Below are 22,236 nucleotides of genomic sequence, written 5' to 3'. Positions count from 1 at the left end.
CCTGGTGCGCTCACGCCTCTGGGATCACCGCATCCGGCGGCCTCGAAACTCCCGCCAGCAGGCCGCGGACGTGCGCGGCGAGGCGTTCGGCGATCTCCAGGTCCCACTCGTCGCCGGCGGCGGGCTGCGGGGTCTCGCCCGCGACGACCCGTTCGCCGAGCAGGCGTCGTTCGGCCGGGGTGAAGTCCGTGACGGCGCGGCGGAGCAGGGGCAGGGCGTCGTCGAACGCCTCGCCGCGCAGGCCGCTCAGCCACTCGTCGATCAGGCCGAAGAGGCGCGGGTCGGCGGCCAGGAGCGTCGCGCTGCCCCTCAGGAAGCCCGCCACGAACGCCGTCGCGACGCTCCTGTGCAGGCGCGCGGCCACGTCGTCGCTGGTCAGCTCCCCCGCTTCCCAGAGCAGGCGGGTCGCCCTGCCGGTCGGAAGGCCGTGCGCCTCCGCCTTGACCAGGGCGTGCAGGGCTCGCCACCACGTCCTCTGGTGGTCGTCGTCGGCGGCCAGGCGGGTGGCCTCGTGGGCTCCGTCGACGACCTGCAGCGCGTGTTCGGCGGTGTCGTCGTCGACGTTGCGGCAGGCCAGCGGGAGGCCGACCGCGCCGCGGGTGAGCAGGCCGTGCAGGGCGACGCGCAGCAGTTCCGGGTCGGTGCCGCGGACCGAGCCGTAGCGGACCGTCCTCGCCAGGTCGGGCAGGGCGGCGAGCAGTTCGAGGGCGTCGGTGGCCATCGCGGCGCAGCGGTCGAGGGCGTTGCGGGCCGCGGTCACGGCCTTCGGCAGCTCGCAGCCGACCGCCCTGGTGAGGGTCGCGGCGGCGTCGGCGACCCGCTGGGCGTCCGCGGCGGCCTGGACCAGGACGGTCTCGGCGGCCGTGTGGACGGTGGTGCCGTGACGGGCGGCCACGGCGACGGACACCGCGAAGACCGGGTCCCAGCGCAGCTGCCACACCTCGGCGAAGGTGCCGATGGAGTTGGACCGGTCCTGCCTCCCCCACGGGACGCCGAGGACTTCCAGTCGTTGCAGCAGTTTCGAGCGTTCTCGGTCGTTGTCCTTGCGGAGGTCCAGCTTGAGCTGCTTCGGCTGGACGTCCGCGGGGAGGCGGAGCTTCCGTTGCAGGCGCTGGAGGTCCGCGGCCAGCGGGGAGCGCGGGACGGCCTCGCCCACCTCGCCGAGCCGCTCCCCCACGACGAGCTTGCGGTGGACGAGCCGGAGGTGGATCTCCTCGCCGCCGCAGAGGACGGCCAGCGCGGCCTCGTTGACCTCGCTCAAGCCCGCTGACGGGCGTTCTCGCAGTGCCGCAAGGGTTTCCGCGAGGCGGACGGCCTCCACCGCGCTCGCGGTCGAGGCCGGCAGGTCCTCCTCGCGCAGCACGGCCGCGGCCTTCGCGAACCAGCGCGGGACGACGTCGGCCTGGTGCTGCCAGAGGTGCGCGTACCAGCCCGGCGAGTCGACACCGGCGCCGTAGCCCGACTCGGCCGCGAGCTGGCCGTGGCTCCACGGCACCCACGTGCCGGAGATCTTGCGGCGCCGCAGGCCCTTCAGCAACGCCGTGTCGCTGGCGACCGTCGGTTTGGCCAGCAGTGCCGGCACGTGCCACGCGCCGCAGACGACGACTATCGGGCCGTCGGTCTCCTTGCGCGCCTTGCGGATCGTCTGGCGCATGAACGCTTCCCTGCGCAGAGTGCGTTCGCCTACTTCGTGCTCGAACTCCTTGCGCACGGCGACCATGGCCTCGGCGATCGCGTCCGCGAGGTCGAGCGGGTCGGACGCGCTGTGCTCGACGACGTCCTCCCACCAGCGCTCCGGATCGTCGAAGCCCGCGGCCTCGGCCAGCAGGCCGATGGGGTCGACGGTGCCGCTCGGGCCGTCGTCCCCGATCGACGCCGCCGCCGGCAGGTCGAAGAACCGTGCCGTGGCGCCGTTCTCGTCGGCGTACCTGAGCGCCTGCCACTCCGGGGAGAACTCGGCGAACGGCCAGAAGGCGGCGTTCTCCGGTTCGGTCTCGTCGTGCAGCAGGATCGCGACCGGCGGTGTGAGGGCGTGGACGTGGTCGAGCAGCGCGTCGGCCTCCGGCGGCCCCTCGATGAGGATCAACGCCGGTCGAACTTGTTCGAGCGCCCGCTTGACCATCCGCGCCGAGCCCGGCCCGTGGTGCCGGATGCCCAGCAGGACCGGCTCAGTCACCGCTGGCGTCCAGGCAGGCGCGGTAGAGGTCACGCCACTCGGAGCGCTCCTTCAGCACCGTCTCCAGGTACTCCTGCCACACCGTCGCGTCGGACACCCTGTCCTTGACCACCGAGCCGATCAGGCCGCTCGCAAGCTCGTCGGCGCCGAGCGTGCCGTCGCCGAAGTGGCCGGCGAGCGCCATGCCGTTCGCGATGACCGAGATCGCCTCCGCCGTGGACAGGCTGCCGCTCGGCTTCTTCAGCTGCGTGCGACCGTCCACGGTGGAGCCGTTGCGCAGTTCGCGGAAGATCCGCACGACCCGGCGGACCTCGTCGAGCGCGGGCGGTTCGGCGGGCAACTGCAACGCCTTGCCGAGCTGCTGGGCGCGGGTGATGACGATCTCGACCTCGGCGTCCTCGGTCGCGGGCGGCGGCAGCACGACGGTGTTGAAGCGCCGCGCGAGCGCCGACGACATCTGGTTGACGCCGCGGTCGCGGTCGTTGGCCGTGGCGATGACGGTGAAGCCCGGCACGGCCTGGACCTGCGTGTTGAGCTCCGGCACCGGCAGCGACTTCTCGCTCAGCACCGTGATGAACGAGTCCTGCACCTCGGACGGCATGCGCGTCAGCTCTTCGACCCGCACCACCGCGCCCTGCTGCATGCCGCGCATGACCGGGCTCGCCACCAGCGCGTTCTCGCTCGGGCCCTCGGCGATCAGGCGGGCGTAGTTCCAGCCGTAGCGGACCTGGTCCTCGCTCGTGCCGGCCGTGCCCTGGACCACCAGCGTCGAGTCGCCGCTGATCGCCGCCGCGAGGTGCTCCGACAGCCACGACTTTGCCGTGCCCGGCACACCGACGAGCAACAGCGCCCTGTCCGTCACCAGGGTGCCGACCGCGACCTCGACGAGCCGCCGCGCGCCCACGTACTTCGGCGTGATCACGGTGCCGTCGGGCAGCGTGCCGCCCAGCACGTAGGTGACGACGGCCTGCGGGGACAGGCGCCAGTTCGGCGGCCGCTGCCGGTCGTCCTGGGCCGCGACGGCCTCAAGCTCGGCGGCGTACTGCTGTTCGGCCGTCGGCCTGAGCACGGCGGTCACTGTGCCTCCTGGGGCGGTTGCGGTGGTGCGAACGATTCGCGCAGGCGGATGCGGAGGCGGAGGACCTCCAGCTCCAGCGAGTTCTCCGGCCAGCGGCGGGTCAGAGCCTCCCAGCTCTCCCCGAGCAGGTCCGCGTCACCCCTCGCCAGCAGCACGGACGGCGGACGTCCCGCCCGCCAGCGCGGGTCGGGCAACGCGGCGTACCGGTGCATCAGCGCGCGCGTGGTCTCGGGCGACCACGGCGCCGGCAGCTGGGCACACGCGTGGTCGAGGAGGTCGTAGTGCCAGTTCTTCGACACCGCCACGACCGCCAGCTCGGCGACCTTGGCGGGCAGCGCCGCCAGCATCTCCAGCTGCTCCATGCCGGTCAGCGTCTCGGCGGCCGCGACGGCCCACGGGCGCGGGTCCTTCGCCGCGGAGAGCTGGTCGGCGACACCCCGCAGCAGCGCCGCGGCCCACGGCCCCCGCCGGAGGATGCCGGCGGCCTTCTCGTCGTCGGCCTTGAGCGTCGAGGTCCAGTACGACGGCGGCACGCTCGCGGCCGCCGCCCGGATGCGTCCGGCGATGCCCTTCTCGGACCCGTCGCGCATGAGGTCGCGCTGCTCAGCGGCCTCGGCCGGCCCGGTCCACAGCTCGTCCGGCCTGATGTCGAGCCCGTCCGCGGTCAGCCGCAGCCCGTGCCGCAACCGGTGTGCCGCACGGGCGGCGAGCCGCGTGCGCCCGAGGTGCCTGAGCAGTCTCAGCGCCTCGTCGTGGACACCCGCCGCCTTGTCGTCGAGCGCCGACTCCAGGAGCCGCTCGTCCTGCAGGTTGAGGCCGGTCTCGAGGGCGCTGACCAGCACCTGGCGATCGGCGGACCGGCGCGACTCCTGGAACTCGCGCGCGATGAACGCCCCGACCTCGACCGGGTTCGCCTTGCGCTTGCGGCGCAACGCGCGGACGCGCTGGGCGCTGGGCAGGTCGAGGACCTCTTCGAGCGGCACCTCGTCCACCAGCGGCGTGGCGCCGCTGGCCCAGGACCAGCCGGGGCGGGTGTTCGCGAGCCAGCGGCCCCGCGTCCCGAGGACCTCGACGACCGCCGCCCTGAGTCCGGGCCGGGCGGTGCCGAGGGCGAGCAGGGCGGGCAGCATGCGGTGCTCGGCGACGACGTTGCCGGCCTTGGCCAGGGCGCACCACTCGGTGAGCAGGACCTCGTCGTCGAGGCTCATGATCGCCTCGAGGATGGCCTTGGCGGCCGGTCGGGGGAACTCGGCGGGCTCGGGTGGGGCCGGTGGGAGCGGGTCGGCCTGCGCCTCCTGCGGGAGGGTGGCGCCGAACGCGGCCACGCCCAGGGCCGCGCAGTCCGACAACAGGGCTGTGGGGTCACCACCGCCTCTGGTGGTGCCGATGAGGAGGTTCTGGACGGTCTGGGACCAGTCGGCCTTCACGCCGCCTCCTGGAAGCCGTGGAGACGAAGTGGCACGACGAGCAGCGCACTCACGCGACCACCTCCAGGGTGCCGTCGACCGACACCGCGCCGAGCCGCAGCGCATGGCCGTCCCACAGGCCCCACGCGTCGAACGGCACGCCGCCGGTCAGCGCGAGCGCCATGTCCAGCCCCGTGTCGTCGCGGACCGGCAGGCCATGGCCCGAGCCGTCGACCAAAGCACCGCCGTGCAACCGCACGGAGGCGCAGCCGAGGGGGAAGAGGCGTTGCCACGGATCGGCCACCAGCATCGGCTCCAGCGCCGCCAGGGCGAGCCGCCACGACGGCGGGGCGGGCACCGGGTCCGGGGCCTTCGAGCCCTCCAGCTCGCCCAGGGCGACCCTGTCCGAGGCGGGGTACGGGTGGACCAGGGCCGAGGACTCCAGGCCGTGCGGGAGGAGCGGGACGGGGGCACCGACGGCGGAGTGGCGGATGGCCACGACCCAGCGGCCGGTCTGACGGCCCCAGCACCACTGGCGGACCGTGCGGACGCGGCCGTCGTCGGTCTCCAGGCGCAGCAGGGCCACCCAGCGGTCGGAGATGCCCGGGGTGGCGCGGACCGTCTCCTCCGGGATCGTGACGCCGAGGCGGTAGCGCGGTTGCACGAAGCACAGGAGGTGCAGGCCGCCGAGGCGGTCGGCCACGTCGGCGGTCCAGCGCGGGCCCGACCTCGCCACGATCTCCTGGATCTCGGCCACCGCGGCGGCGACGCCGGGGACCTGGGCGTCGATCATGCGCGCGGTGAAGGCCTGCCACCAGGACGCCGGGCGGCCCGGCAGGGAGGCGATGCCGGCGGAGGCCACGTCGAGCAGCCAGTCGCGCAGGCCGTCGAGGCCAGCGGACATCGCCGAGGCGCGGTTGGCCGCCGTCTTCTCGCGGGCGCGCAGGCGACGGGCGACGGCCTCCGGTGACGAGTCGAGCTCACGGGCCGCCCGGCGCTGGGTCCACTCCGCGACCCACTCGGGCGGCGAGGCGTCCGGGAGGTCGAGCTCCTGCAGGCTCACGGCGTGCTTGCAGGGGAACTTGCGGGACGGGCACGTGCACTTGGCCGAGCCCGCGGCCAGGTCGACGCACACGCGGTACGGCATGGAGCCGGAGCCCGTGTAGAGGCCCCACAGCACCGGCAGGGCCTTGCCCAGGCCCTGCCAGCGCGTCGGAACGGCTCGTGTCCTCACGAGACCAAAGTAGCGAGGACCTCCGACAGAAAATCAGGCCGGACCGCGACGGGCCCACGTCCACGCGTACGCCGGGTCCTCACAGGCCTCCGCGGCCTCGCCCAACTCCAAGGGGCGGAACGTGTCCACCATGACCGCGGTCTCGTCGAAGTAGTCGATGCCGAGCGACGCCTCGACCGCTCCCGGCTGCGGGCCGTGCGTGCAGCCGGACGGGTGCAGCGACAGCGAACCGATGCCGATGCCCGAGCCCTTGCGCGCCTCGTAGTTGCCGCCGACGTAGAACATCAGCTCGTCCGAGTCGACGTTCGCGTGGTTGTACGGCACCGGCACGGCCAGCGGGTGGTAGTCGACCTTGCGCGGCACGAACGAGCACACGACGAAGTTCGGGCCCTCGAACGTCTGGTGCACGGGCGGCGGCTGGTGCACGCGGCCCGTGATCGGCTCGAAGTCGCGGATGTTGAACGCCCACGGGTACAGGTGGCCGTCCCAGCCGACGACGTCGAACGGGTGGTTCGCGTAGGTGAAACGAGTGAGCCCCGCCCGGTGCCGCACGAGCACGTCGACGTCGGTCCCCTCGACCAGCAACGGCTCCACCGGACCGCGGATGTCGCGCTCGCAGTACGGCGAGTGCTCCAGGAACTGGCCGGCCTTCGACAGGTAGCGCTTGGGCGGCCCGACGTGCCCGGTCGCCTCCAGCACCAGCAACGACATCGGCGACGACGGCACGACCCGGTACGTGCACGAGGTCGGGATCACGACGTAGTCGCCGTCCGCCACCTCCAGTGCCCCGTAGATCGTCTCGATCACGCCGGAACCGGTCTGCACGTACAGCAGCTCGTCACCGAAAGCGTTGCGGTACAACGGCGATGGCACCGTGGCCACCACGAAACCGATGGTCACGTCCGGGTTGGCGAACAGCTTGCGGCGCCCGGTGACGGCGTCGACCTCGTCGGAGGCCCAGGTCAGGTCCTGCGTCTTGAACGCCCTCGGCTTCAGCGGCAGGTTCGGCGACGCGGTCCCGCGCTCGTCCTTCACGGTCTCCGCGTTGACGATCGCGGTGGGCAGGTACCGGTGGTAGAGCAGGGCCGAATCGGCCGAGAAGCCCTCGACCCCCATGAGCTCTTCCGCGTAGAGCCCACCGTCCGGTTTGCGGAACTGGGTGTGGCGCTTTCGGGGGATCTCCCCGACCTGGCGGTAGTGGGCCATGACGTCTCCGAGGGCGTTCGACTATCGGACATCTTTGTTCAGTTGGCGGTACACGGCTAGCGTGTCAGCCGTGTCAAGCGCTGTCGAACTCCGTGCGCCCGGTCCGCGCGGTACTCCGCCCCTGCTCGCGAGGCTTGTGGACGATGCCGCGCTGTTCCCTCCGGGGAGCGCGTCGATGCCCGACGCGGTGCGCGGCCACCTCGACGGACGAGTCGGCGAGTGGTCCGGCGTCATGGGTCTCTTCCTGTGTCCGGCCTCCCGTCTCGCCGAACTGATCACCGAACTCATCAAGGTCAAGCCACCGAAGCCGATCGCCCTGAGCCTCGTGATCGACACGGGTCTCGGCGGTGTCCCCAAGGCCGTGTCCATCGTCGAGAGCCGCAGTGAGCTCCTGGCGCTGCGCATGGTCGAGATGCCCGCACCGTCCGATGTGGACGAGGTGTGGCTCGAACGCGTGTCGGAGTTCGTCCCCGAGGACGTCATCCGCGTCGTGGAACCGCGCCGCGGTGGAGCCGAGTGGCTCGACGGCGTCCGCCGGGTCATCGAGCACGGCAGCTGGCCCAAGCTGCGCTGCGGCGGGCTCTCCCAGGAGAACTTCCCGAGCGTCGAGGAGGTCGCCGACTTCCTGTCCGTCGTCAGCGGCGGCGGCGTCGCGTTCAAGGCGACGGCGGGCCTGCACAAGGCCGTCCGCTACACCGACGAGCAGGGCTTCACCCACCACGGCTTCCTGAACCTCCTCGTGGCCACCGCGCGGTCCCTGAGCGGCCGCGACGTCCGCGAGGCGCTCGCGAGCACCGACGCCGAGGCTCTCACCGCCGAAGCGAAGGCGCTCAGCGACCAGGCCGCGCACGCCGTCCGCGGCGTGTTCGCGAGCTACGGCTCGTGCTCGCTCTCCGAACCTGTCGCCGACCTCGAGGGGCTTGGACTGCTGTGAGCTGGATCAGCGACCCGAACTTCACCGAGGACCAGCCGTTCGGACCGCAGACCCTGCCCTACGGCGTCGTCGACGGGGGCGTGGCCGTCCGCGTCGGCGACCAGGCGCTGCTCCTGAAGAGCCTCGCGCTGGGCAAGTGCAGCGAGTTCGTCCAGGGCGACTCGCTGGACCCGCTGCTGGCGGCCGGTCGGCCGATCTGGAGCGTGCTGCGGGCCAAGCTGCGCGAGATCGTCCAGTCGAGCTCCGCCCCCAAGGGCGCCGAGCTCGTCGGCATCGAGACCGCGAAACTGCCGTTCACGGTCGGCGACTACGTGGACTTCTACTCGAGCAGGCACCACGCCGAGAACGTCGGCCGGATGTTCCGCCCCGACGGCGACGCGCTCACGCCGAACTGGACGCACCTGCCGATCGGCTACCACGGCCGCGCCGGCACGGTGTACGTCTCGGGCACCGACATCAAGCGCCCCAACGGCCAGAAGCGCGGCAGCGAGGGCCCGAAGTTCGGCCCGTCCGAGCGCCTCGACATCGAGGCCGAGGTCGGCTTCGTCTGCGGCGGTCCGCGGGCGGCGAACGTGTCCACGAGCAGGGCCGCCGAGCACGTCTTCGGCGTCGCGCTGGTCAACGACTGGTCCGCGCGCGACATCCAGGCGTGGGAGTACCAGCCGCTCGGCCCGTTCCTCGCCAAGTCGTTCGCGACGTCGATCGGCGCGTGGATCACGCCGCTGGAGGCGTTCTCAGTTGCACGGGTGCCCACTCCGCCGCTGCCGAACAAGCTGCACGACTACCTGACGTGCGACCAGCCGTGGGGCCTCGACATCACGATCACGGTGGAGCTGAACGACACGATCGTCGCGCGGCCTCCGTTCCGGGAGATGTCGTGGTCATTTGTGCAACAGCTGGCCCACATGACGGTGAACGGGGCTACGGTGCGCCCAGGTGATCTGTTCGCCTCCGGCACGGTCTCGGGACCGGAGAAGGACGAGCGCGGCTCGTTCCTCGAGCTCAGCTGGGGCGGCAAGGAACCGTTCAAGCTCGACGACGGCTCCACGAGGTCCTTCCTGGAGGACGGCGACACGGTCAGGCTGACCGCGACGGCTCCCGGTGAAGGCGGCTCCGTGGTCGGTCTCGCCGAGGTGGTGGGCACAGTTCGGAGTGCGTGATGGTCGGAGCGACGAAGGAGAGTTCGCTGACCCTGGAACGGGGTCTGGCGCTCCTCCAGGCTGTCGCTGAGGCGGAGTCCGAGGCACCGTCGATCTCGGAACTCGCCGTGGCCATCGGCGCGTCCAGGGCAGCGGTGTACCGCCTTCTCGTTCCCTTGCAGGCGCGCGGTCTCGTGCGCCGGGAGGGGTCGAAGGTCCGGCTCGGCCTGGGCGTGCTGCGCCTCGCCTCCAACGTCCTGCCGCAGCTGCGCATGGCGGCCAACCCGGCGCTGCGCGAGCTCGCGGAGAAGGTCGGCGCCACCGCGCACCTCACCGTCGCGGACGGCAGCGAGGCCCAGGCCGTCGCCGTCGTCGAACCGTCGTGGACGGCTTTCCACGTGGCGTACCGGGTGGGTTCGCGCCACCCGGTGCACCGCGGGGCGGCCGGCAGGGCCATCTCGCACCCGAACGAGCCGTGGGTCGTCTCGGCCGGCGAGCTGCAGCCCAACGCGTACGGCGTCGCGGCACCTGTGCGCGGCGTTCCCGGCCTCAGGGCGTCCGTTGGTGTGGTGGCACTGGAGAAGCTCGACGCGGACATCGTCGGCCCTCACGTCGTGCGTGCGGCCGAAGAAGTGGCGGCAGCTCTCCGATGAGCGATGAACGACTGCGGCGCTGGCGGCTGCTCCTGGGCCCGAGCGCGGAGGACGTGTCCGATCTCGACGAGGACGACCAACGGCGTGATGGCGCGCTCACGGGCCTCTACGGAGGCGGTGGCGACCGCGGTGCCGGCCTCGGCGCCAGCTCCCCGCAGCTGCACCGCTGGCTCGGCGACGTCCGCAAGTACTTCCCCACGTCCGTCGTGCAGGTCATGCAACGGGACGCGGTCGAGAAGCTCGGCCTGAAGCAGTTGCTGCTCGAACCCGAGCTGCTGCAGTCGGTCGAGCCGGACGTGAACCTCGTCAGCACCCTGCTGCAACTGTCGAGGGCGATTCCCGCGCGCACCCGCGACACCGCGAAAGCCGTGGTGCGCAAGGTGGTCGAGGACATCGAGCGACGCCTGCAGGACCGGTTGGTCGAGGCCGTGCGCGGTGCCGTCGACAGGTCGAAGCGCACCCGCCGCCCGCAACTGCCCGACGTCGACTGGGCGACCACGATCCGCGCGAACCTCAAGAACTACCAGCCGCAGCACAAGACCGTGATCGTCGAGGACCTGATCGGCCACCGCAGGCGCAGCCGGGCCGCGGCGATGCGGGACGTGGTCCTGCTGGTCGACCAGTCGGGTTCGATGGCCGAGTCCCTGGTGCACGCGGCCGTCCTGGGTTCGGCGCTCGCGAGCATCCGGTCGATCTCGACGAAGCTCGTCGTGTTCGACACCGAGGTCGCGGACCTGACCGACCAGCTCAGCGACCCGGTCGACCTGCTGTTCAGCGCCCAGCTCGGCGGTGGCACGGACATCAACCGCGCGGTCGCCTACGCGCAGACGCTCGTCCGCCGGCCCACCGACACGGTCGTCGTGATCATCAGCGACCTCTACGAGGGCGGCTCGGAGACCGAGCTGCAACGCCGGGTGCGCGAACTGGTCGCGAGCGGCGTCACGGTCGTGAACCTGCTGGCGCTCAGCGACTCCGGCACACCCGCCTACGACCACGAACTGGCCGCGAAGCTCTCCGCCCTGGGCGCGCCCGCGTTCGCCTGCACGCCGGACAAGTTCCCCGAGCTGATGGCTGCCGCGCTGCGCAAGGACGACCTCACGCAGTGGGCCGAGTCCGAGGGCATCGCGACGGGGCGTTAGGCGAGTGCGTCGGCGAGGGCCGTGATGGTCCTCGCCAGGTCCGGCAGCAGCTCGGCCGGGATCTTGTCCAGCACCCGATTCCGCGCGCTGGCGAGGTGAGCGGGCTGGGCCGCGCGCATCACCCGCAGCCCCTCGTCGGTGAGGATCGCGTCGTTGCCGCGCGCGTCCTCGCCGTGGCGTTCCTTCTGCACGAGACCGTGCTTGCCGAGCCCGTCGACCACCCTGGTGATCCGGGACGCGGTGAGCCCCGCCTGCGCGGCGAGAGCCGACATCCGCAGCCGGCGGCCGGGCGCCTCGCTCAGCAGCAGCAGCACGGCGAACTCGGTCATCGTCACGCCGGTGCGGGACATGTCGTCCTCCAGCACGCGGGGCAACGAGTGCACCAACCGGCCGAGGCTCTGCCAGAGCTGCGTTTCGTCGGACGACAGCGGAGCGAGTGCGGTCACGCTCACAGGTTACTTGCCTAACCAAGCAATAGCGGGTATTCCTTGCTTAAGCAAGCAAGCTAAGGAGGGTTCCGATGACGACCCCAGCTCCTGCACCCGAGGGGTTCGAACACGCGTATGCCGAGGTCAACGGCATCAGGCTGCACCACGTGATCGGCGGAGAAGGGCCGCTGGTCGTGCTGGTGCACGGGTGGCCGTTCAGCTGGATCGAGTTCCGCGCACTGCTGCCGCTGCTCGCGGCACAGGGCTTCCGGGTCGTCGCGCCGGACCTGCGCGGCTCGGGCGACTCGTCGATCCCCGACGGCCACTGGACCAAGCAGGACGAGGCGGACGACCTGCACCAGCTGATCCACCACCTCGGGCACGACAGCGCGTTCGTGCTCGGCACCGACGTCGGCACGATGACCGTCCACGCCTGGGCCCAGCGGTACCCGCGGGACGTGACCAGGATGGTGCTCAGCGAGTGCTTCCTGCCCGGCTTCGGCCTGGAGGAGCACCTGTCGGGCCTGTGGCACTTCGGGTTCCACGCGCAGAGCGAGTTCGCGGCGAAGCTCGTCGAAGGCCGCGAGGAGCAGTACCTGTCCTGGTTCTACGGGCAGATGATCCGCGGCGGCATCACCGAAGCCGACCACTCCGACCTGCTGCGCACCCTCACCAGGCCCGGCGGCATGCGCGGCGGGTTCGAGCACTACGCCACGGTGCTGGAGGACGGCCGCAACGCGCGCGCTGGAGCCAAGGTCGAGGTCCCGGTGCTCGTGCTGAACGGCGACCACGGCCTGCCTCAGGACGTGTTGCTGAACGGCGCCCGCGAGGCCGCCACCGACGTCCGCGCCGAACTGGTCCCCGACGCCGCCCACACCTTCGCCGCCGACAACCCGCACGCCACCGCTGAAGTGCTGACCCGCTTCTTCGCAGCCTGATCACGGAGCCACACCATGCAGATCCTCGTCACCGGCGCCACCGGCTACGCGGGGCGCCGCGTCTCCGCCGCCCTCGCCCGCGCCGGCCACACCGTCCTCGGCCTCACCCGCGATCCGGCGACCGCGGCGGACCTGGTCGTCGACGAGGTCACCCCCGTGCGGGGCGATCTCGCGAAGCCGGACACGTGGCGCGAGCACCTGGACGGCACCGACGCCGTGGTGCACCTCGTCATGGACCTCAACGACCCCATGGGCACCGACCGCACGTTGTTCGCCGAGATCTCCGAGGCCGAGAGGCGGGACGGCCGACGACGCCACCTCGTCTACACGACCGGCATCTCCTCCTACGGCCGCACGGGTGTGGCGCTCATGGACGAGAACACGCCGGGCAACCCGGAGAGCCCGATCGGGTTCCGGTTCGCGCTGGAGGCCGAGCTCGCCGCGAGCGGGCTCGCGCACACGGTGGTGCGACCCGGTTTCCTGTACGGCGGCCCGGCCACCACGTCCATGACCGCGCAGTGGTTCGCCGCCGCCGAAGAAGGCACTCCGGTGTTCTACGGCGACATCGCGAAGCGGTGGAGCTGGGTGCACGTCGACGACCTGGCCGACGCCTACGTCCGCGTCCTCGACCGCGAGCCCGCCGGGGAGGTGTTCGTGATCGCGGACGACCAGCGCCTGGCCGCGTTGGACGTGCAACGGGTCGCCGTGCGGGCGGCGGGTTTCACCGGTGAGATCCGGCTGGAGCCCGCGGAGGCGGGCGGGATCATGCAGGTGGCCGCGGACCAGGACGAGCTCGTGTCGAGCGCCAAGGCCCACCGGCTGCTCGGCTGGCGGCCGAGGCACGTCTCGTTCACCGACGCACCGCAGCGGCACCACGAGGCCTGGCGCGCTAGCGGTCGATGACCCGGCCTCGGGTGAGGAACGCGAGACCGCGCGTCATCGCCACGACCCGCCCGCGTTCGTCCGGCCCGGCGATCCAGATCCGGCCGGTGTGCCGGACGAGCACGCGCGCCCGTTCGGGGAGTTCGGGCAGGCGCAGGTTGTTCTCCGAGTCGGCGACCCGCAGGTACGCCTGCCGGCCGATGCGCCTGCCCGCCACGAAGCTCACCGACACCGGCCGCCACGGGAACCGCTCGACCAGTTCGACGGTGCCGCTGCGCTGGAAGAAGTGCCGCAGCCCCGGCGCGGCCAGTTCGAGCACCACCGGCACCGACAGGACGGTCAGCCAGATCCAGCCGATCAGCAGCACGACGCCGAGCACGGCGAGGGCGAACAGGATGTGGCCGACGGCGCGGCGGTCCGCCCGCGCGAGGCAGGTGTCGCTCCAGTTCTCGATCATCGTCGTCATCGGGCCACGCGCGCCCGGATCAGCCGCGGCACACCGCGGAACGTCACGACGGTGTTCCCGGCCGCGTCCGGCGGCACGAACCACACGCGCTTGTGACGTGCGATCCGTCCGCGCAGCAGCGGACCGACGCTCAAGGTCAGCAACAGAGGCGGTTGCGACAGCACGACCAGACGCCCTCCCTCCCACTGCACATGAGCGAAATGCCACGGTTCACCTTCAGGTAAACGCACAGGACGCCTACGGGTGACCACCCACAGGACCGCGGCGGCGAAGAAGAGGAGCACGAGGGCCACCGGCGAGGACCACGACCACACCAGGACCAGCACGAACTGGAGCGCGAAGGCCGCGCCGGCGGCGATCGTCCACACCAGGGCACGCCTGCTCGCCCGGTCGACGCAGTGCCGGGTCCACCGATCGTCGAGCGCCGTCACCTCGGTGGACGGCTTGTTGGGCACGACCACCTGTCCACCGTACAGGTGAAGTTTCTGGTGCTTCCCTTCCCGAGCGCGGCTAAGTTAGGCTTGCCTAACCTTCGAGGAGGTGCAGCGGTGACCGACACCCAGACCAGGCGCCCGCCGGCGCCGCACGCGGCGGAACGCGCCCGCACGATCGCGGCCCGCCACGGCTCCGCCGCACTGCTTCCTCAGTCCGGTTCCCGCACGAGCCCGTTGTTCCACCACGTGCATCCCTGCGGCACCACGATCCTCCTGCTGGCCGACGAGCACCCGCTGGTCGGGCAGCTCTGGCAGACCCCGCGCTCCGAGGTGACGGCGATGCTGGAGATCGCCGACCAGGCCCCGATCGCGTTGCGCGAACCCGTCCGCGGCCTGCTGTGGCTGACCGGCTGGGTCACGGCGCTCGACGACCGGGAGGCGCGCGAGGAGGTCCTCGCCGTCGCCGACGTGCGGCCCGACCACCGGCTGCTCGACGTGGGTCACGGCGCCTCGGTGCTGCGGCTCACGCCCGCGTCGATGGTGATCGCGGACGCCGAGGGCACGTCGTCGATCAGGCCGGAGCAGTTCGCGAGCGCGGCACCGGATCCGTTCTGCGGCAACGAGGACCACTGGCTGCGGCACCTGGAGGCCGCGCACCGCGACGTCGTCGGCCAGCTCGCCCGCCACCTGCCGGAGGAGCTGCGCGACGGCCACGTGCGGCCGCTCGGGCTCGACCGGTTCGGACTGCGGCTGCGGGTCGAGGCCGAGTGCGACGACCACGACGTGCGGATCGCGTTCTCCAAGCCGGTCAGCACCCCGCAGGAACTCGCCGCCGAGCTCCGCCGGTTGATGGGGTGCCCGTTCCTGTCCCAGAGGTGATCGGGAACTGCAGGTAGCGTCAGCCGCGTGACCTTGATCCCCGCCGAAGAGAAGCGCGGTTACCAGCTCGAACTGCTGATCGTCTTCAGCATGACGCTCGGGCTGTCCGGCCTGCGCAGCCTCGTGCGGCTGATCGACAGCCTCCTGCAGCCGACGCCGCTCAACCAGCAGTCCGTCGCGATCAACGTCCCGCAGGCGCGTGCCGACCTGCTGGACCTGGTCGCGCAGCTGCTGGGCGTGCTGCAGCTCGCCGCGTGGGGTGGCATCGGGCTGTACCTGTTGTGGCGCACCGGGATCAAACTGCGGGTCATCGGGCTGGACGGCACGCGCAAGCTCGCGGACTCACTGGGGGCGCTGGGCCTGGCGGCGATCATCGGCATCCCCGGGCTCGCGTTCTACTTCGCCGCCTGGGCGCTGGGGCTGAACCTCGCCGTCCAACCGTCCACCCTGGACGACCAGTGGTGGATGAGCGTCGCGTTGATCCTCGCCGCCGCGGGCAACGCGTGGGCGGAGGAGGTGCTCGTCGTCGGGTACCTGATCACGCGGCTTCAGCAGCTCGGGTGGCGGCAGTACACGGCACTGTTCGCGGCAGCCGTGCTGCGCGGGTCGTACCACCTCTACCAGGGCTTCGGCGGGTTCGTCGGCAACCTGGTGATGGGCCTGGTCTTCGGCTTCTACTGGCAGCGCACCAAGCGGTTGTGGCCGTTGGTCATCGCGCACACGATCCTCGACGTCGTCGCGTTCGTCGGCTACGCAATGTTGCGTGGCAAAGTCAGCTGGTTGCCCTAATAAATCGTTGCTCAGCTCCAGATTCACACACGATTCGTTGCCTGTTGAAGCTCACGAGCGGCGATTTGTGCTGTTCAGGGTTACGCTCGACCGGTGACTGCGCACACGATCGCTGAGACCGAAGCACTTCCGGACGCCGCGCCTCGCGTGGACAGCGAGGTCGGCCCCTTGCGCACGGTGCTGCTGCACCGGCCGGGCAACGAGCTCAAGAGGCTCACCCCGCGCAACAACGACCAGCTGCTGTTCGACGGCGTGCCGTGGGTCGGCAGGGCCCAGGAGGAGCACGACGCGTTCGCCGCGACGCTGACCTCCAAGGGCGTCGAGGTCCTGCTGCTGGCCGACGTGCTGGTGCAGGCGCTGGAGGACAACCGCGCGCGCATCGCCGGCATCCACAGCGCCGTCAACGAGCGCCGCCTCGGCATCGACCTGGCCGACGCGCTGCGCAGCCACCTCACCTCGCTGCCCGCGCCGCAGCTCGCGCAGGTGCTGATGACCGGCATGACGTTCGAGGAGCTGCCGGCCGCCGAGGGCGCGTCGCTCGTGCGCAAGATGCACCTGCCGATCGACTTCGCCGTCGACCCGCTGCCGAACCTGCTCTTCACCCGCGACTCGTCGGTGTGGGTCGGCGACCGAGTGGCCATCACGTCGTTGGCGCTGCCCGCCCGTGACCGGGAGACGACGCTCACGGACCTGATCTACGCCTACCACCCGCGGTTCCGCCGCACGGGCCGCGCGTACGGCGCGCACTCGGCACCGCTGGAGGGCGGCGACGTGCTGCTGCTCGCGCCGGGCGTCATCGCCATCGGCGTCGGCGAGCGCACCACCCCGGCGGGCGCGGAGTCGTTCGCGCGGTCGGCGCTGGCGGACGGCCTCGCGCACACGGTGCTGGCGGTGCCGATCAAGCAGGAACGCGCCACGATGCACCTCGACACCGTCTGCACGATGGTCGACCGCGACGCCGTGGTGATGTACCCGGCGATCAGCGACTCGCTGACGGCCTACCCGCTGCGGTCCGACGGTGACGGCGGCGTGCGCGTGGACGGCCCCGTGCCGTTCCTGGAGGCGGCGGCCGAGGCGATGGGCATCGAACGGCTGCGGGTGATCGACACGGGCCTCGACGTCGTCACCGCGGAACGCGAGCAGTGGGACGACGGCAACAACACCCTCGCCGTGGCGCCCGGACTCGTCGTCGCGTACGAGCGCAACGTCGAGACGAACGCGCGCCTGGAGGACCAGGGAGTCGAGGTGCTGCGCATCGCCGGTTCCGAACTGGGTTCCGGCCGCGGCGGACCCCGGTGCATGTCGTGCCCGATCGACCGCGCGCCATTGGTGTAGATCGTTAGGAACGCCTAACCTTTGTTTGGTTCACCTTTCCAAACAAAGGTTAGCTTTTCCTCGAATGCGGGAATCACCGTTTTGGGTTAACGTACTCCTCATGGCCTCGAACGTGAAGAAGATCCTGTCCGGAAAGTCGAACTTCCACGAGCTCCTGCAGGCTCAGGTCGGCAACGAGTTCTCCGCTTCGCAGCAGTACATCGCGCTCGCCGTGTGGTTCGACAACGAGGACCTCCCGCGCCTCGCGTCGCACTTCTACAAGCAGGCTCTCGAAGAGCGCAACCACGCCATGATGATCGTGCAGTTCCTCATGGACAACGACATCCCGGTCGTGATTCCCGGTGTCGAGACGCCGCTGAACGAGTTCAAGTCCCCGCGTGACCTCGTCGCCCTGGCCCTGAGCCAGGAGCAGCAGGTCACCGACCAGATCGTGGCGCTCGCGAAGGCCGCCCGCGAGGAGTCCGACTACATCGGCGAGCAGTTCATGCAGTGGTTCCTCAAGGAGCAGGTCGAGGAGGTCTCCTCGATGAAGACGCTGCTCACGATCATGGACCGCGCCGACGGCAACATGTTCTACGTGGAGACGTTCCTCACCCGCGAGAACGTGGGCGACGAGGGTGCCGACACCAGCGCCCCGACCGCCGCGGGCGGCGCGCTCTGAGTTTTTCTTCGCACGGTTGAGTGCCTGATCACAAAGGCCCGCCTTACCCGTTCGGGTGGCGGGCCTTTTCAGTTGTTGAGCCGGGCCGCCTGACGGGTGAGGTATTCCCGCTCGGCGAGGTTCGACGCTTTCTCCGCCGCCTCGACGTAGAGCCGCGCGGCCGTTCGCCGGTCGCCGTCGCGTTCGTGGAGGTATGCCGACACCGCCGAGTAGCGGGGCAATGAATCGTCCAGTTCCGCCAATGCTTTGAGGCCCGCGCGCGGTCCGTCGGCCTCGCCCACGGCCACCGCGCGGTTGAGCCGGACGACGGGGCTGTCGGTGATTTCGAGCAGCTCGTCGTACCACTCCACGATCTGCACCCAGTCGGTCTCCTCGGCCGTGGGCGCGTCCGCGTGCAGCGCCGCGATGGCCGCCTGCGCCTGGAACTGTCCCAGCCGGTCCCGCGCGAGCGCCGCCTGCAGGACCTCGACGCCCTCCGCGATCAACGTCGTGTCCCACCGGGAGCGGTCCTGCTCGGCGAGCGGCACCAGCCTGCCGTTCTCCGTCCGGGAGGCGCGGCGGGCGTGGTGCAGGAGCATGAGCGCGAGCAGGCCCGCGACCTCGGGGTGGTCGATCGCGGCCGCGAGCTGCCGAGTGAGCCGGATGGCCTCGGCGGCCAGGTCGACGTCGCCCGAGTAGCCCTCGTTGAAGACGAGGTAGAGCACCCGCAGCACGGTCGCCACGTCGCCGGGCCGGTCGAACCGCACGGCGCCGACCGTCTTCTTCGCCCGGCTGATGCGCTGGGCCATCGTGGCCTCCGGCACCAGGTAGGCCTGGGCGATCTGGCGGGTGGTCAGGCCGCCGACGGCCCGGAGCGTGAGCGCGACCGCCGACGACGGCGTCAACGACGGGTGCGCGCACAGGAAGTAGAGCTGCAACGTGTCGTCGGCGTCCTGCGCCGGGCCCTGCTCGGGTTCGGCGTCGACGAGGTCCTCCCGCCGGCGCCGTGCGGTCTCCGCCCTCGTCGCGTCGAGGAACTTCCGCCAGGCCGCCGTGACGAGCCAGCCCTTCGGGTCGCGCGGCGGGTCGTCCGGCCACACGCGGACCGCCTCGACCAACGCGTCCTGCACGGCGTCCTCGGCCGCCGCGAAGTCTGCTCCGCGGCGGACGAGGATGCCGAGCACGGCCGGCGTGAGGCTCCTGAGCAGCGCCTCGTCCACGATCACTCCGTGATCGTCGGAGCGGTGCCGTAGAGCGGGCGGAGCTCCAGCCACTCGTGGATCGGCTTGCCGTCCTTGCCGGGCGCCGCCGACAGCTCTCCCGCGAGCTCGAGCGCGCGCTCGTAGGTGTCGGTGTCGATGATCATCCAACCGGCGATGAGGTCCTTCGTCTCCGCGAACGGGCCGTCGGTCACCGGCGGCCGGCCCTCACCGTCGTAGCGGACCCACGTGCCCTCCTGCGCGAGCGCCCGCTCGTCGACGAACTCACCGCTGGCCCGCAGCCGGTCCGCGAAGTCGTTCATGTACTTGATGTGCGCGGTGATCTCGTCCTGGGACCACTGGTCCATCATGACGTTGTTCACCGGCTCGGGGGCGCCGCGGTAGTGCTTGAGCAGCAGGTACTTCGCCATCTCTGATGTCTCCCTCTGTGCTGATGCGACCCATCCTGGCCGCCTTCCACCTCGGGGACGGAGCCGCAACGCGGATCTCGACATCGGTGGCGGAGATCTTTTCGGTCAGCTGTGGCAGTCCTGGCCGTTGAGGTTGAGGACGGCGTTGGTGACCTTGTCGTCGGCCAGGGCGAACTGGAAGTAGGCGTTCGCGTTGCCGTCGGCGACCGCGGTGTAGGAGGTGCCGGGGCCGGCCTTCAGGGTGGTGTACCCGGCCTTCAGCTTCTGCTCGGTCGCGCCCTCGCCCACGCCGTCGGACGCCATGGCCGCCGTGAAGAAGATCGACGAGACGCCCTTCGCCTTCGAGACGAAGACCTTCCCGCCGGTCCCGGTGATCTCGTGGAGGGTGCAGGCTCCCTGCGTCTCGCCGGAGATGTCCGGGCCGAGGAGCTTGGTGCCGAGCGCCTGCTGCAGCGTCAGCCCGAGCTTCAGGTCGCCGTAGCCGAACGAGCCGATCACCGGCTGGGCGGGCGGGGCGACCGGCTTGGTGACGGTCTCGGTCACGACCTGGGTGACCACCGCGTGCGGCGGCGCGCTCGTGGCGGTGGACGAGGTCGGTGCAGGGGTGGTGTCCGGTGCGGGCGTGGCCGTGCACGCGGCCAGGCCGAGCGCGGCGGCGATGGTGACGAAGGCGAGCGAGCGGTTCATTTCCTGTCCCCCAGGGATGTCGTGGTCGTGCGGGTTCCGTGCCCGCTCCACCCCCAGCGGGGCGGGCACGGTGGCTTGGTGAGGCTCAGAGCAGGAACTCGGCGCAGTCGGCGCTGCTCGCGCGCATCTTGACGTCGGTGACCTCGTCGTGGCCGATGAACGCGTAGGAGGCCATGTCGCCGATGTTCGCGGACCAGCCCGCGCGGTACTCGGAGGCGTCCGGGTAGGCCGCCATCACCTCGGCGTGGGACGAGCCGACACCGATCCCCTTCGACGTCCTGGCGTCCTTGGGCAAGGTGATGCGGACGACGCCGTGCTTCTTCGAGATGGCGGCCTTGTCGTCACCCACGCAGAGACCGTCGCCGTCGCTGTCCCAGGTCAGGTCGGTCAGGCCGGCCGCCCGCACCTCGTCCAGCGTCATGCCGAGCTTGAGAGCGCCGTAGCCGAGGCGGTCGTCGGCCGCGTCCTGCGCCTGTGGCGGGTTGGTCACCGTCGCGGTCACGACCTCCGTCACCACCGGGACAGTCGGCGCCGACTCCTGGCCCGTGCCGGGAGCGGCGTTCTGCTCAGGCGCGGGAGTGGACGTGCACGCGGAAATACCAAATGCGACAGCAATGGCGACGAGGGCGGCGGAGCGCTTCATTTTCTTCCCCCAGAAATTCGTTTCGAGACACCAATGAAGACGTCGTCCCCGGCCGGTGGTTGCATGCGGTTCGTCACGAAAAAGTCACAACAAGAATCGTCGAACCGGCTCTGAGCAGCGCATATGCCAAGCACCCGCCGCACTCGAAGCACGGCGGGACCTGGCGCGATCATTGATCAGGAAGAGCAGTCTCCGCCCGTCAAGCGGAGATGAACGGTCGTGACCGTTGTCCCGTCACTCTCGAAGTAATAGAACCAAGGAGGGGACGCGGCCATTTTCACGGTCACACCGGACCCAGTTTGCTCGGCATTGGCGTAGGCGGCTTTCACCTCGGACACCGCCGAACCCGCGCCGATGTTCTTCGGCGTCTTGGCGTAGCTCGGCATCGTGATCCGCACGATCCCCTTGGCCGACGAGACGATCACGGCATCGGCGTCGGGCACCGACTTCGTCGCGTAGGTCTTGCACCGCTTGTCCGCGTCCACCGGGGTGGTCGGCTCGATCAGCGAACCGGTCTCCAGCGCCTCGGCCTCGGACATGCCCAGCGCGAGCGTCCCGTACCTGCCGGGCGCCGGCTCCGGTGGCGGCGGGGACGACGACCGGTTCGAGGTCGGTTCGCCGGGGCCCTCGCCGTTCCCCGGAGGCGGTGCGTTGACCGTCTTGGTCACCGTCGACACGTACGTGCTGGTCGACGGCACGAGCGGAGGCGGCGACGAGACCGACGTCGTCAGCATCGCGCCGGTCGTGTCCTCCGACCTCAGCGAGTCCAGCCTGGTCAGCCCCACCCCGGCACCGACCAGGGCCACCACGGCGACGGCTCCGGTGACGGCGGTGCGCCGCCTGCGCCGGCGCCGGGCACCGCTGAGCACCGCGTCGACCGCGGCCGGCTCGGAGTGGACGTCTAGCCGATCGTCGTTGAAGAGCCTGCGCAGGTCGTCGTCGAGGTCGTCCACGGTCACTCCTTCCCCAGGCGTGTTCGGAGGCTCGCCATCGCCTTGCTGGTCTGGCTCTTCACCGTGCCGCACGAGATCCCGAGCGCGTGCGCGATCTCGGCCTCGGAGAGGTTCTCGTAGTAGCGCAGGACGATCACGGCGCGCTGCCGCGGCGGCAGTTCGCGCAACGCCTGCCAGAGAGGTTCGTTCTCGAGCCTGCTCAACTCCGGAGCCACGGCCCCGCTGTCCGGGAAGTCGGCCACGAGGCTCTCGCGGCGACGCCGGCGCCAGATGCTGATGTGCGTGTTCGCCATCGCCCGCCGCACGTACGCGAGCGGGTCGTCCCCCTTGCGCCGCACGGTGTCCCAGCGCGAACCGACCTTCTCCAGCACGGCCTGCACGAGGTCGGCGGAGTCGTGCGGGTTCCCGGTCAGCGCATGGCCGTACCGCAGCAGTCCGGGCATGGACATGCGTACGAACTCAGCGAAATCCCCCACGGCTTCCGCTCTTTCCCCACCACGTTCGGCGGCTGTCCCCAGCTGCAGCACCGCCGTCACGACACGCTCCTCCCCCAAGCAGCGAACTGGC

Annotated in this window: 24 protein-coding genes; 10 read left to right on the top strand and 14 right to left on the bottom strand. The window is 71.0% G+C overall.

Going from position 1 to position 22,236, the window contains the following annotated elements; genetic code table 11:
• Window positions 1-10 precede the first annotated feature (10 nt).
• Genes BMY74_RS00455 through BMY74_RS00435 form a run of 5 tightly spaced genes read right to left on the bottom strand, consistent with a single transcriptional unit; the run spans window position 11 to window position 7,100 of the window.
• Window positions 11-2,176 (bottom strand): DUF5682 family protein, encoded by a 2,166-nt coding sequence (locus tag BMY74_RS00455; protein WP_245785806.1) that lies wholly within the window; start codon window positions 2,174-2,176, stop codon window positions 11-13.
• Entirely contained in the window at window positions 2,169-3,254 is a 1,086-nt protein-coding gene (locus tag BMY74_RS00450) for an ATP-binding protein (protein ID WP_218159490.1), read from the bottom strand. Before BMY74_RS00450 ends, BMY74_RS00455 begins: the two co-directional genes overlap by 8 nt.
• Window positions 3,251-4,786 (bottom strand): DUF5691 domain-containing protein, encoded by a 1,536-nt coding sequence (locus tag BMY74_RS00445; protein ID WP_483867702.1) that lies wholly within the window; start codon window positions 4,784-4,786, stop codon window positions 3,251-3,253. The genes BMY74_RS00450 and BMY74_RS00445 overlap by 4 nt, the downstream gene beginning before the upstream one ends.
• Window positions 4,731-5,894 carry an SWIM zinc finger family protein gene (locus tag BMY74_RS00440; RefSeq protein ID WP_089907689.1) on the bottom strand — a complete coding sequence of 388 codons (1,164 nt, stop codon included), beginning with the start codon at window positions 5,892-5,894 and terminating at the stop codon, window positions 4,731-4,733. The genes BMY74_RS00445 and BMY74_RS00440 overlap by 56 nt, the downstream gene beginning before the upstream one ends.
• Window positions 5,895-5,927: 33 nt before the next feature.
• On the bottom strand, window positions 5,928-7,100 hold the full coding sequence (locus BMY74_RS00435) for a homogentisate 1,2-dioxygenase (protein ID WP_089907686.1): 1,173 nt from the start codon (window positions 7,098-7,100) through the stop codon (window positions 5,928-5,930).
• 70 nt (window positions 7,101-7,170) lie between these two features.
• On the opposite strand from BMY74_RS00435, the gene BMY74_RS00430 reads away from it, so the two are divergent.
• The 4 genes from BMY74_RS00430 to BMY74_RS00415 are packed head-to-tail and all read left to right on the top strand — an operon-like array spanning window position 7,171 to window position 10,965.
• A complete protein-coding gene (locus BMY74_RS00430; RefSeq protein ID WP_089907684.1) occupies window positions 7,171-8,034 on the top strand; it encodes a hypothetical protein in 864 nt (287 codons plus the stop codon).
• Entirely contained in the window at window positions 8,031-9,194 is a 1,164-nt protein-coding gene (locus tag BMY74_RS00425) for a fumarylacetoacetate hydrolase family protein (protein WP_089907681.1), read from the top strand. Before BMY74_RS00430 ends, BMY74_RS00425 begins: the two co-directional genes overlap by 4 nt.
• Complete coding sequence (locus tag BMY74_RS00420) at window positions 9,194-9,826, top strand: IclR family transcriptional regulator (protein ID WP_089907678.1); 633 nt, start codon at window positions 9,194-9,196, stop codon at window positions 9,824-9,826. The genes BMY74_RS00425 and BMY74_RS00420 overlap by 1 nt, the downstream gene beginning before the upstream one ends.
• On the top strand, window positions 9,823-10,965 hold the full coding sequence (locus BMY74_RS00415; protein ID WP_089907675.1) for a VWA domain-containing protein: 1,143 nt from the start codon (window positions 9,823-9,825) through the stop codon (window positions 10,963-10,965). Before BMY74_RS00420 ends, BMY74_RS00415 begins: the two co-directional genes overlap by 4 nt.
• Here BMY74_RS00415 and BMY74_RS00410 read toward each other — a convergent pair.
• Window positions 10,962-11,411: a MarR family winged helix-turn-helix transcriptional regulator gene (locus BMY74_RS00410; protein ID WP_218159489.1), complete on the bottom strand. Its 450-nt coding sequence runs from the start codon at window positions 11,409-11,411 to the stop codon at window positions 10,962-10,964. The two genes, BMY74_RS00415 and BMY74_RS00410, sit on opposite strands and share 4 nt — an antisense overlap.
• Before the next feature lie 74 nt (window positions 11,412-11,485).
• Between BMY74_RS00410 and BMY74_RS00405 the strand changes: the two genes are divergently transcribed.
• Both BMY74_RS00405 and BMY74_RS00400 read left to right on the top strand, forming a co-directional pair.
• Entirely contained in the window at window positions 11,486-12,331 is an 846-nt protein-coding gene (locus BMY74_RS00405) for an alpha/beta fold hydrolase (RefSeq protein WP_089907669.1), read from the top strand.
• 15 nt (window positions 12,332-12,346) lie between these two features.
• Window positions 12,347-13,234: an NAD-dependent epimerase/dehydratase family protein gene (locus BMY74_RS00400; RefSeq protein WP_089907666.1), complete on the top strand. Its 888-nt coding sequence runs from the start codon at window positions 12,347-12,349 to the stop codon at window positions 13,232-13,234.
• Here the strand turns inward: BMY74_RS00400 and BMY74_RS00395 are convergent.
• Together BMY74_RS00395 and BMY74_RS00390 are read right to left on the bottom strand one after the other, a co-directional pair.
• A complete protein-coding gene (locus tag BMY74_RS00395; RefSeq protein ID WP_089907663.1) occupies window positions 13,221-13,679 on the bottom strand; it encodes a hypothetical protein in 459 nt (152 codons plus the stop codon). The two genes, BMY74_RS00400 and BMY74_RS00395, sit on opposite strands and share 14 nt — an antisense overlap.
• The gene (locus BMY74_RS00390) at window positions 13,676-14,140 is read right to left on the bottom strand and encodes a hypothetical protein (protein WP_245785805.1); all 465 of its coding nucleotides are present in this window, start codon (window positions 14,138-14,140) and stop codon (window positions 13,676-13,678) included. The genes BMY74_RS00395 and BMY74_RS00390 overlap by 4 nt, the downstream gene beginning before the upstream one ends.
• A gap of 87 nt (window positions 14,141-14,227) precedes the next feature.
• On the opposite strand from BMY74_RS00390, the gene BMY74_RS00385 reads away from it, so the two are divergent.
• From BMY74_RS00385 to BMY74_RS00370, 4 genes are all read left to right on the top strand, one after another.
• Window positions 14,228-14,992 (top strand): DUF2470 domain-containing protein, encoded by a 765-nt coding sequence (locus BMY74_RS00385; RefSeq protein WP_089907660.1) that lies wholly within the window; start codon window positions 14,228-14,230, stop codon window positions 14,990-14,992.
• A 90-nt stretch (window positions 14,993-15,082) separates the two neighbouring features.
• A complete protein-coding gene (locus BMY74_RS00380) occupies window positions 15,083-15,781 on the top strand; it encodes a CPBP family intramembrane glutamic endopeptidase (protein WP_089910190.1) in 699 nt (232 codons plus the stop codon).
• A gap of 147 nt (window positions 15,782-15,928) precedes the next feature.
• Window positions 15,929-17,116: an arginine deiminase gene (locus tag BMY74_RS00375; RefSeq protein ID WP_177229569.1), complete on the top strand. Its 1,188-nt coding sequence runs from the start codon at window positions 15,929-15,931 to the stop codon at window positions 17,114-17,116.
• A gap of 100 nt (window positions 17,117-17,216) precedes the next feature.
• Entirely contained in the window at window positions 17,217-17,777 is a 561-nt protein-coding gene (locus BMY74_RS00370) for a ferritin (RefSeq protein ID WP_089907657.1), read from the top strand.
• A gap of 68 nt (window positions 17,778-17,845) precedes the next feature.
• Here the strand turns inward: BMY74_RS00370 and BMY74_RS00365 are convergent, their stop codons facing one another.
• From BMY74_RS00365 to BMY74_RS00340, 6 genes are all read right to left on the bottom strand, one after another.
• A complete protein-coding gene (locus BMY74_RS00365) occupies window positions 17,846-18,976 on the bottom strand; it encodes an RNA polymerase sigma factor (RefSeq protein WP_089910184.1) in 1,131 nt (376 codons plus the stop codon).
• Window positions 18,977-18,978: 2 nt separating this feature from the next.
• Entirely contained in the window at window positions 18,979-19,386 is a 408-nt protein-coding gene (locus BMY74_RS00360) for a YciI family protein (RefSeq protein ID WP_089907654.1), read from the bottom strand.
• 105 nt (window positions 19,387-19,491) lie between these two features.
• The gene (locus BMY74_RS00355) at window positions 19,492-20,073 is read right to left on the bottom strand and encodes a hypothetical protein (protein WP_089907651.1); all 582 of its coding nucleotides are present in this window, start codon (window positions 20,071-20,073) and stop codon (window positions 19,492-19,494) included.
• An 85-nt stretch (window positions 20,074-20,158) separates the two neighbouring features.
• The gene (locus BMY74_RS00350) at window positions 20,159-20,716 is read right to left on the bottom strand and encodes a hypothetical protein (protein ID WP_143091399.1); all 558 of its coding nucleotides are present in this window, start codon (window positions 20,714-20,716) and stop codon (window positions 20,159-20,161) included.
• A gap of 176 nt (window positions 20,717-20,892) precedes the next feature.
• The gene (locus BMY74_RS00345; protein ID WP_089907645.1) at window positions 20,893-21,669 is read right to left on the bottom strand and encodes a hypothetical protein; all 777 of its coding nucleotides are present in this window, start codon (window positions 21,667-21,669) and stop codon (window positions 20,893-20,895) included.
• Window positions 21,670-21,671: 2 nt separating this feature from the next.
• Window positions 21,672-22,193: a SigE family RNA polymerase sigma factor gene (locus BMY74_RS00340; RefSeq protein ID WP_281244950.1), complete on the bottom strand. Its 522-nt coding sequence runs from the start codon at window positions 22,191-22,193 to the stop codon at window positions 21,672-21,674.
• Window positions 22,194-22,236 lie beyond the last annotated feature (43 nt).

This window comes from Lentzea albida (genome assembly GCF_900111005.1).
Classification (GTDB): Bacteria; Actinomycetota; Actinomycetes; order Mycobacteriales; family Pseudonocardiaceae; genus Lentzea; species Lentzea albida.
Note: the sequence above shows the minus strand (reverse complement) of the source record. Positions and strands in the feature narration are given on the sequence as shown.

Bases quoted from the DNA above. Each gene is read 5' to 3' on its own strand.
- BMY74_RS00445 (WP_483867702.1), bottom strand. From the start codon at position 4,786: ATGCGCTGCGGCTCGGCGCGGTGTCGGTCGACGGCACCCTGGAGGTGG.
- BMY74_RS00435 (WP_089907686.1), bottom strand. From the start codon at position 7,100: ATGGCCCACTACCGCCAGGTCGGGGAGATCCCCCGAAAGCGCCACACC.
- BMY74_RS00420 (WP_089907678.1), top strand. From the start codon at position 9,194: ATGGTCGGAGCGACGAAGGAGAGTTCGCTGACCCTGGAACGGGGTCTG.
- BMY74_RS00415 (WP_089907675.1), top strand. From the start codon at position 9,823: ATGAGCGATGAACGACTGCGGCGCTGGCGGCTGCTCCTGGGCCCGAGC.
- BMY74_RS00405 (WP_089907669.1), top strand. From the start codon at position 11,486: ATGACGACCCCAGCTCCTGCACCCGAGGGGTTCGAACACGCGTATGCC.
- BMY74_RS00400 (WP_089907666.1), top strand. From the start codon at position 12,347: ATGCAGATCCTCGTCACCGGCGCCACCGGCTACGCGGGGCGCCGCGTC.
- BMY74_RS00395 (WP_089907663.1), bottom strand. From the start codon at position 13,679: ATGACGACGATGATCGAGAACTGGAGCGACACCTGCCTCGCGCGGGCG.
- BMY74_RS00380 (WP_089910190.1), top strand. From the start codon at position 15,083: ATGACGCTCGGGCTGTCCGGCCTGCGCAGCCTCGTGCGGCTGATCGAC.
- BMY74_RS00370 (WP_089907657.1), top strand. From the start codon at position 17,217: ATGGCCTCGAACGTGAAGAAGATCCTGTCCGGAAAGTCGAACTTCCAC.
- BMY74_RS00360 (WP_089907654.1), bottom strand. From the start codon at position 19,386: ATGGCGAAGTACCTGCTGCTCAAGCACTACCGCGGCGCCCCCGAGCCG.
- BMY74_RS00355 (WP_089907651.1), bottom strand. From the start codon at position 20,073: ATGAACCGCTCGCTCGCCTTCGTCACCATCGCCGCCGCGCTCGGCCTG.
- BMY74_RS00350 (WP_143091399.1), bottom strand. From the start codon at position 20,716: ATGAAGCGCTCCGCCGCCCTCGTCGCCATTGCTGTCGCATTTGGTATT.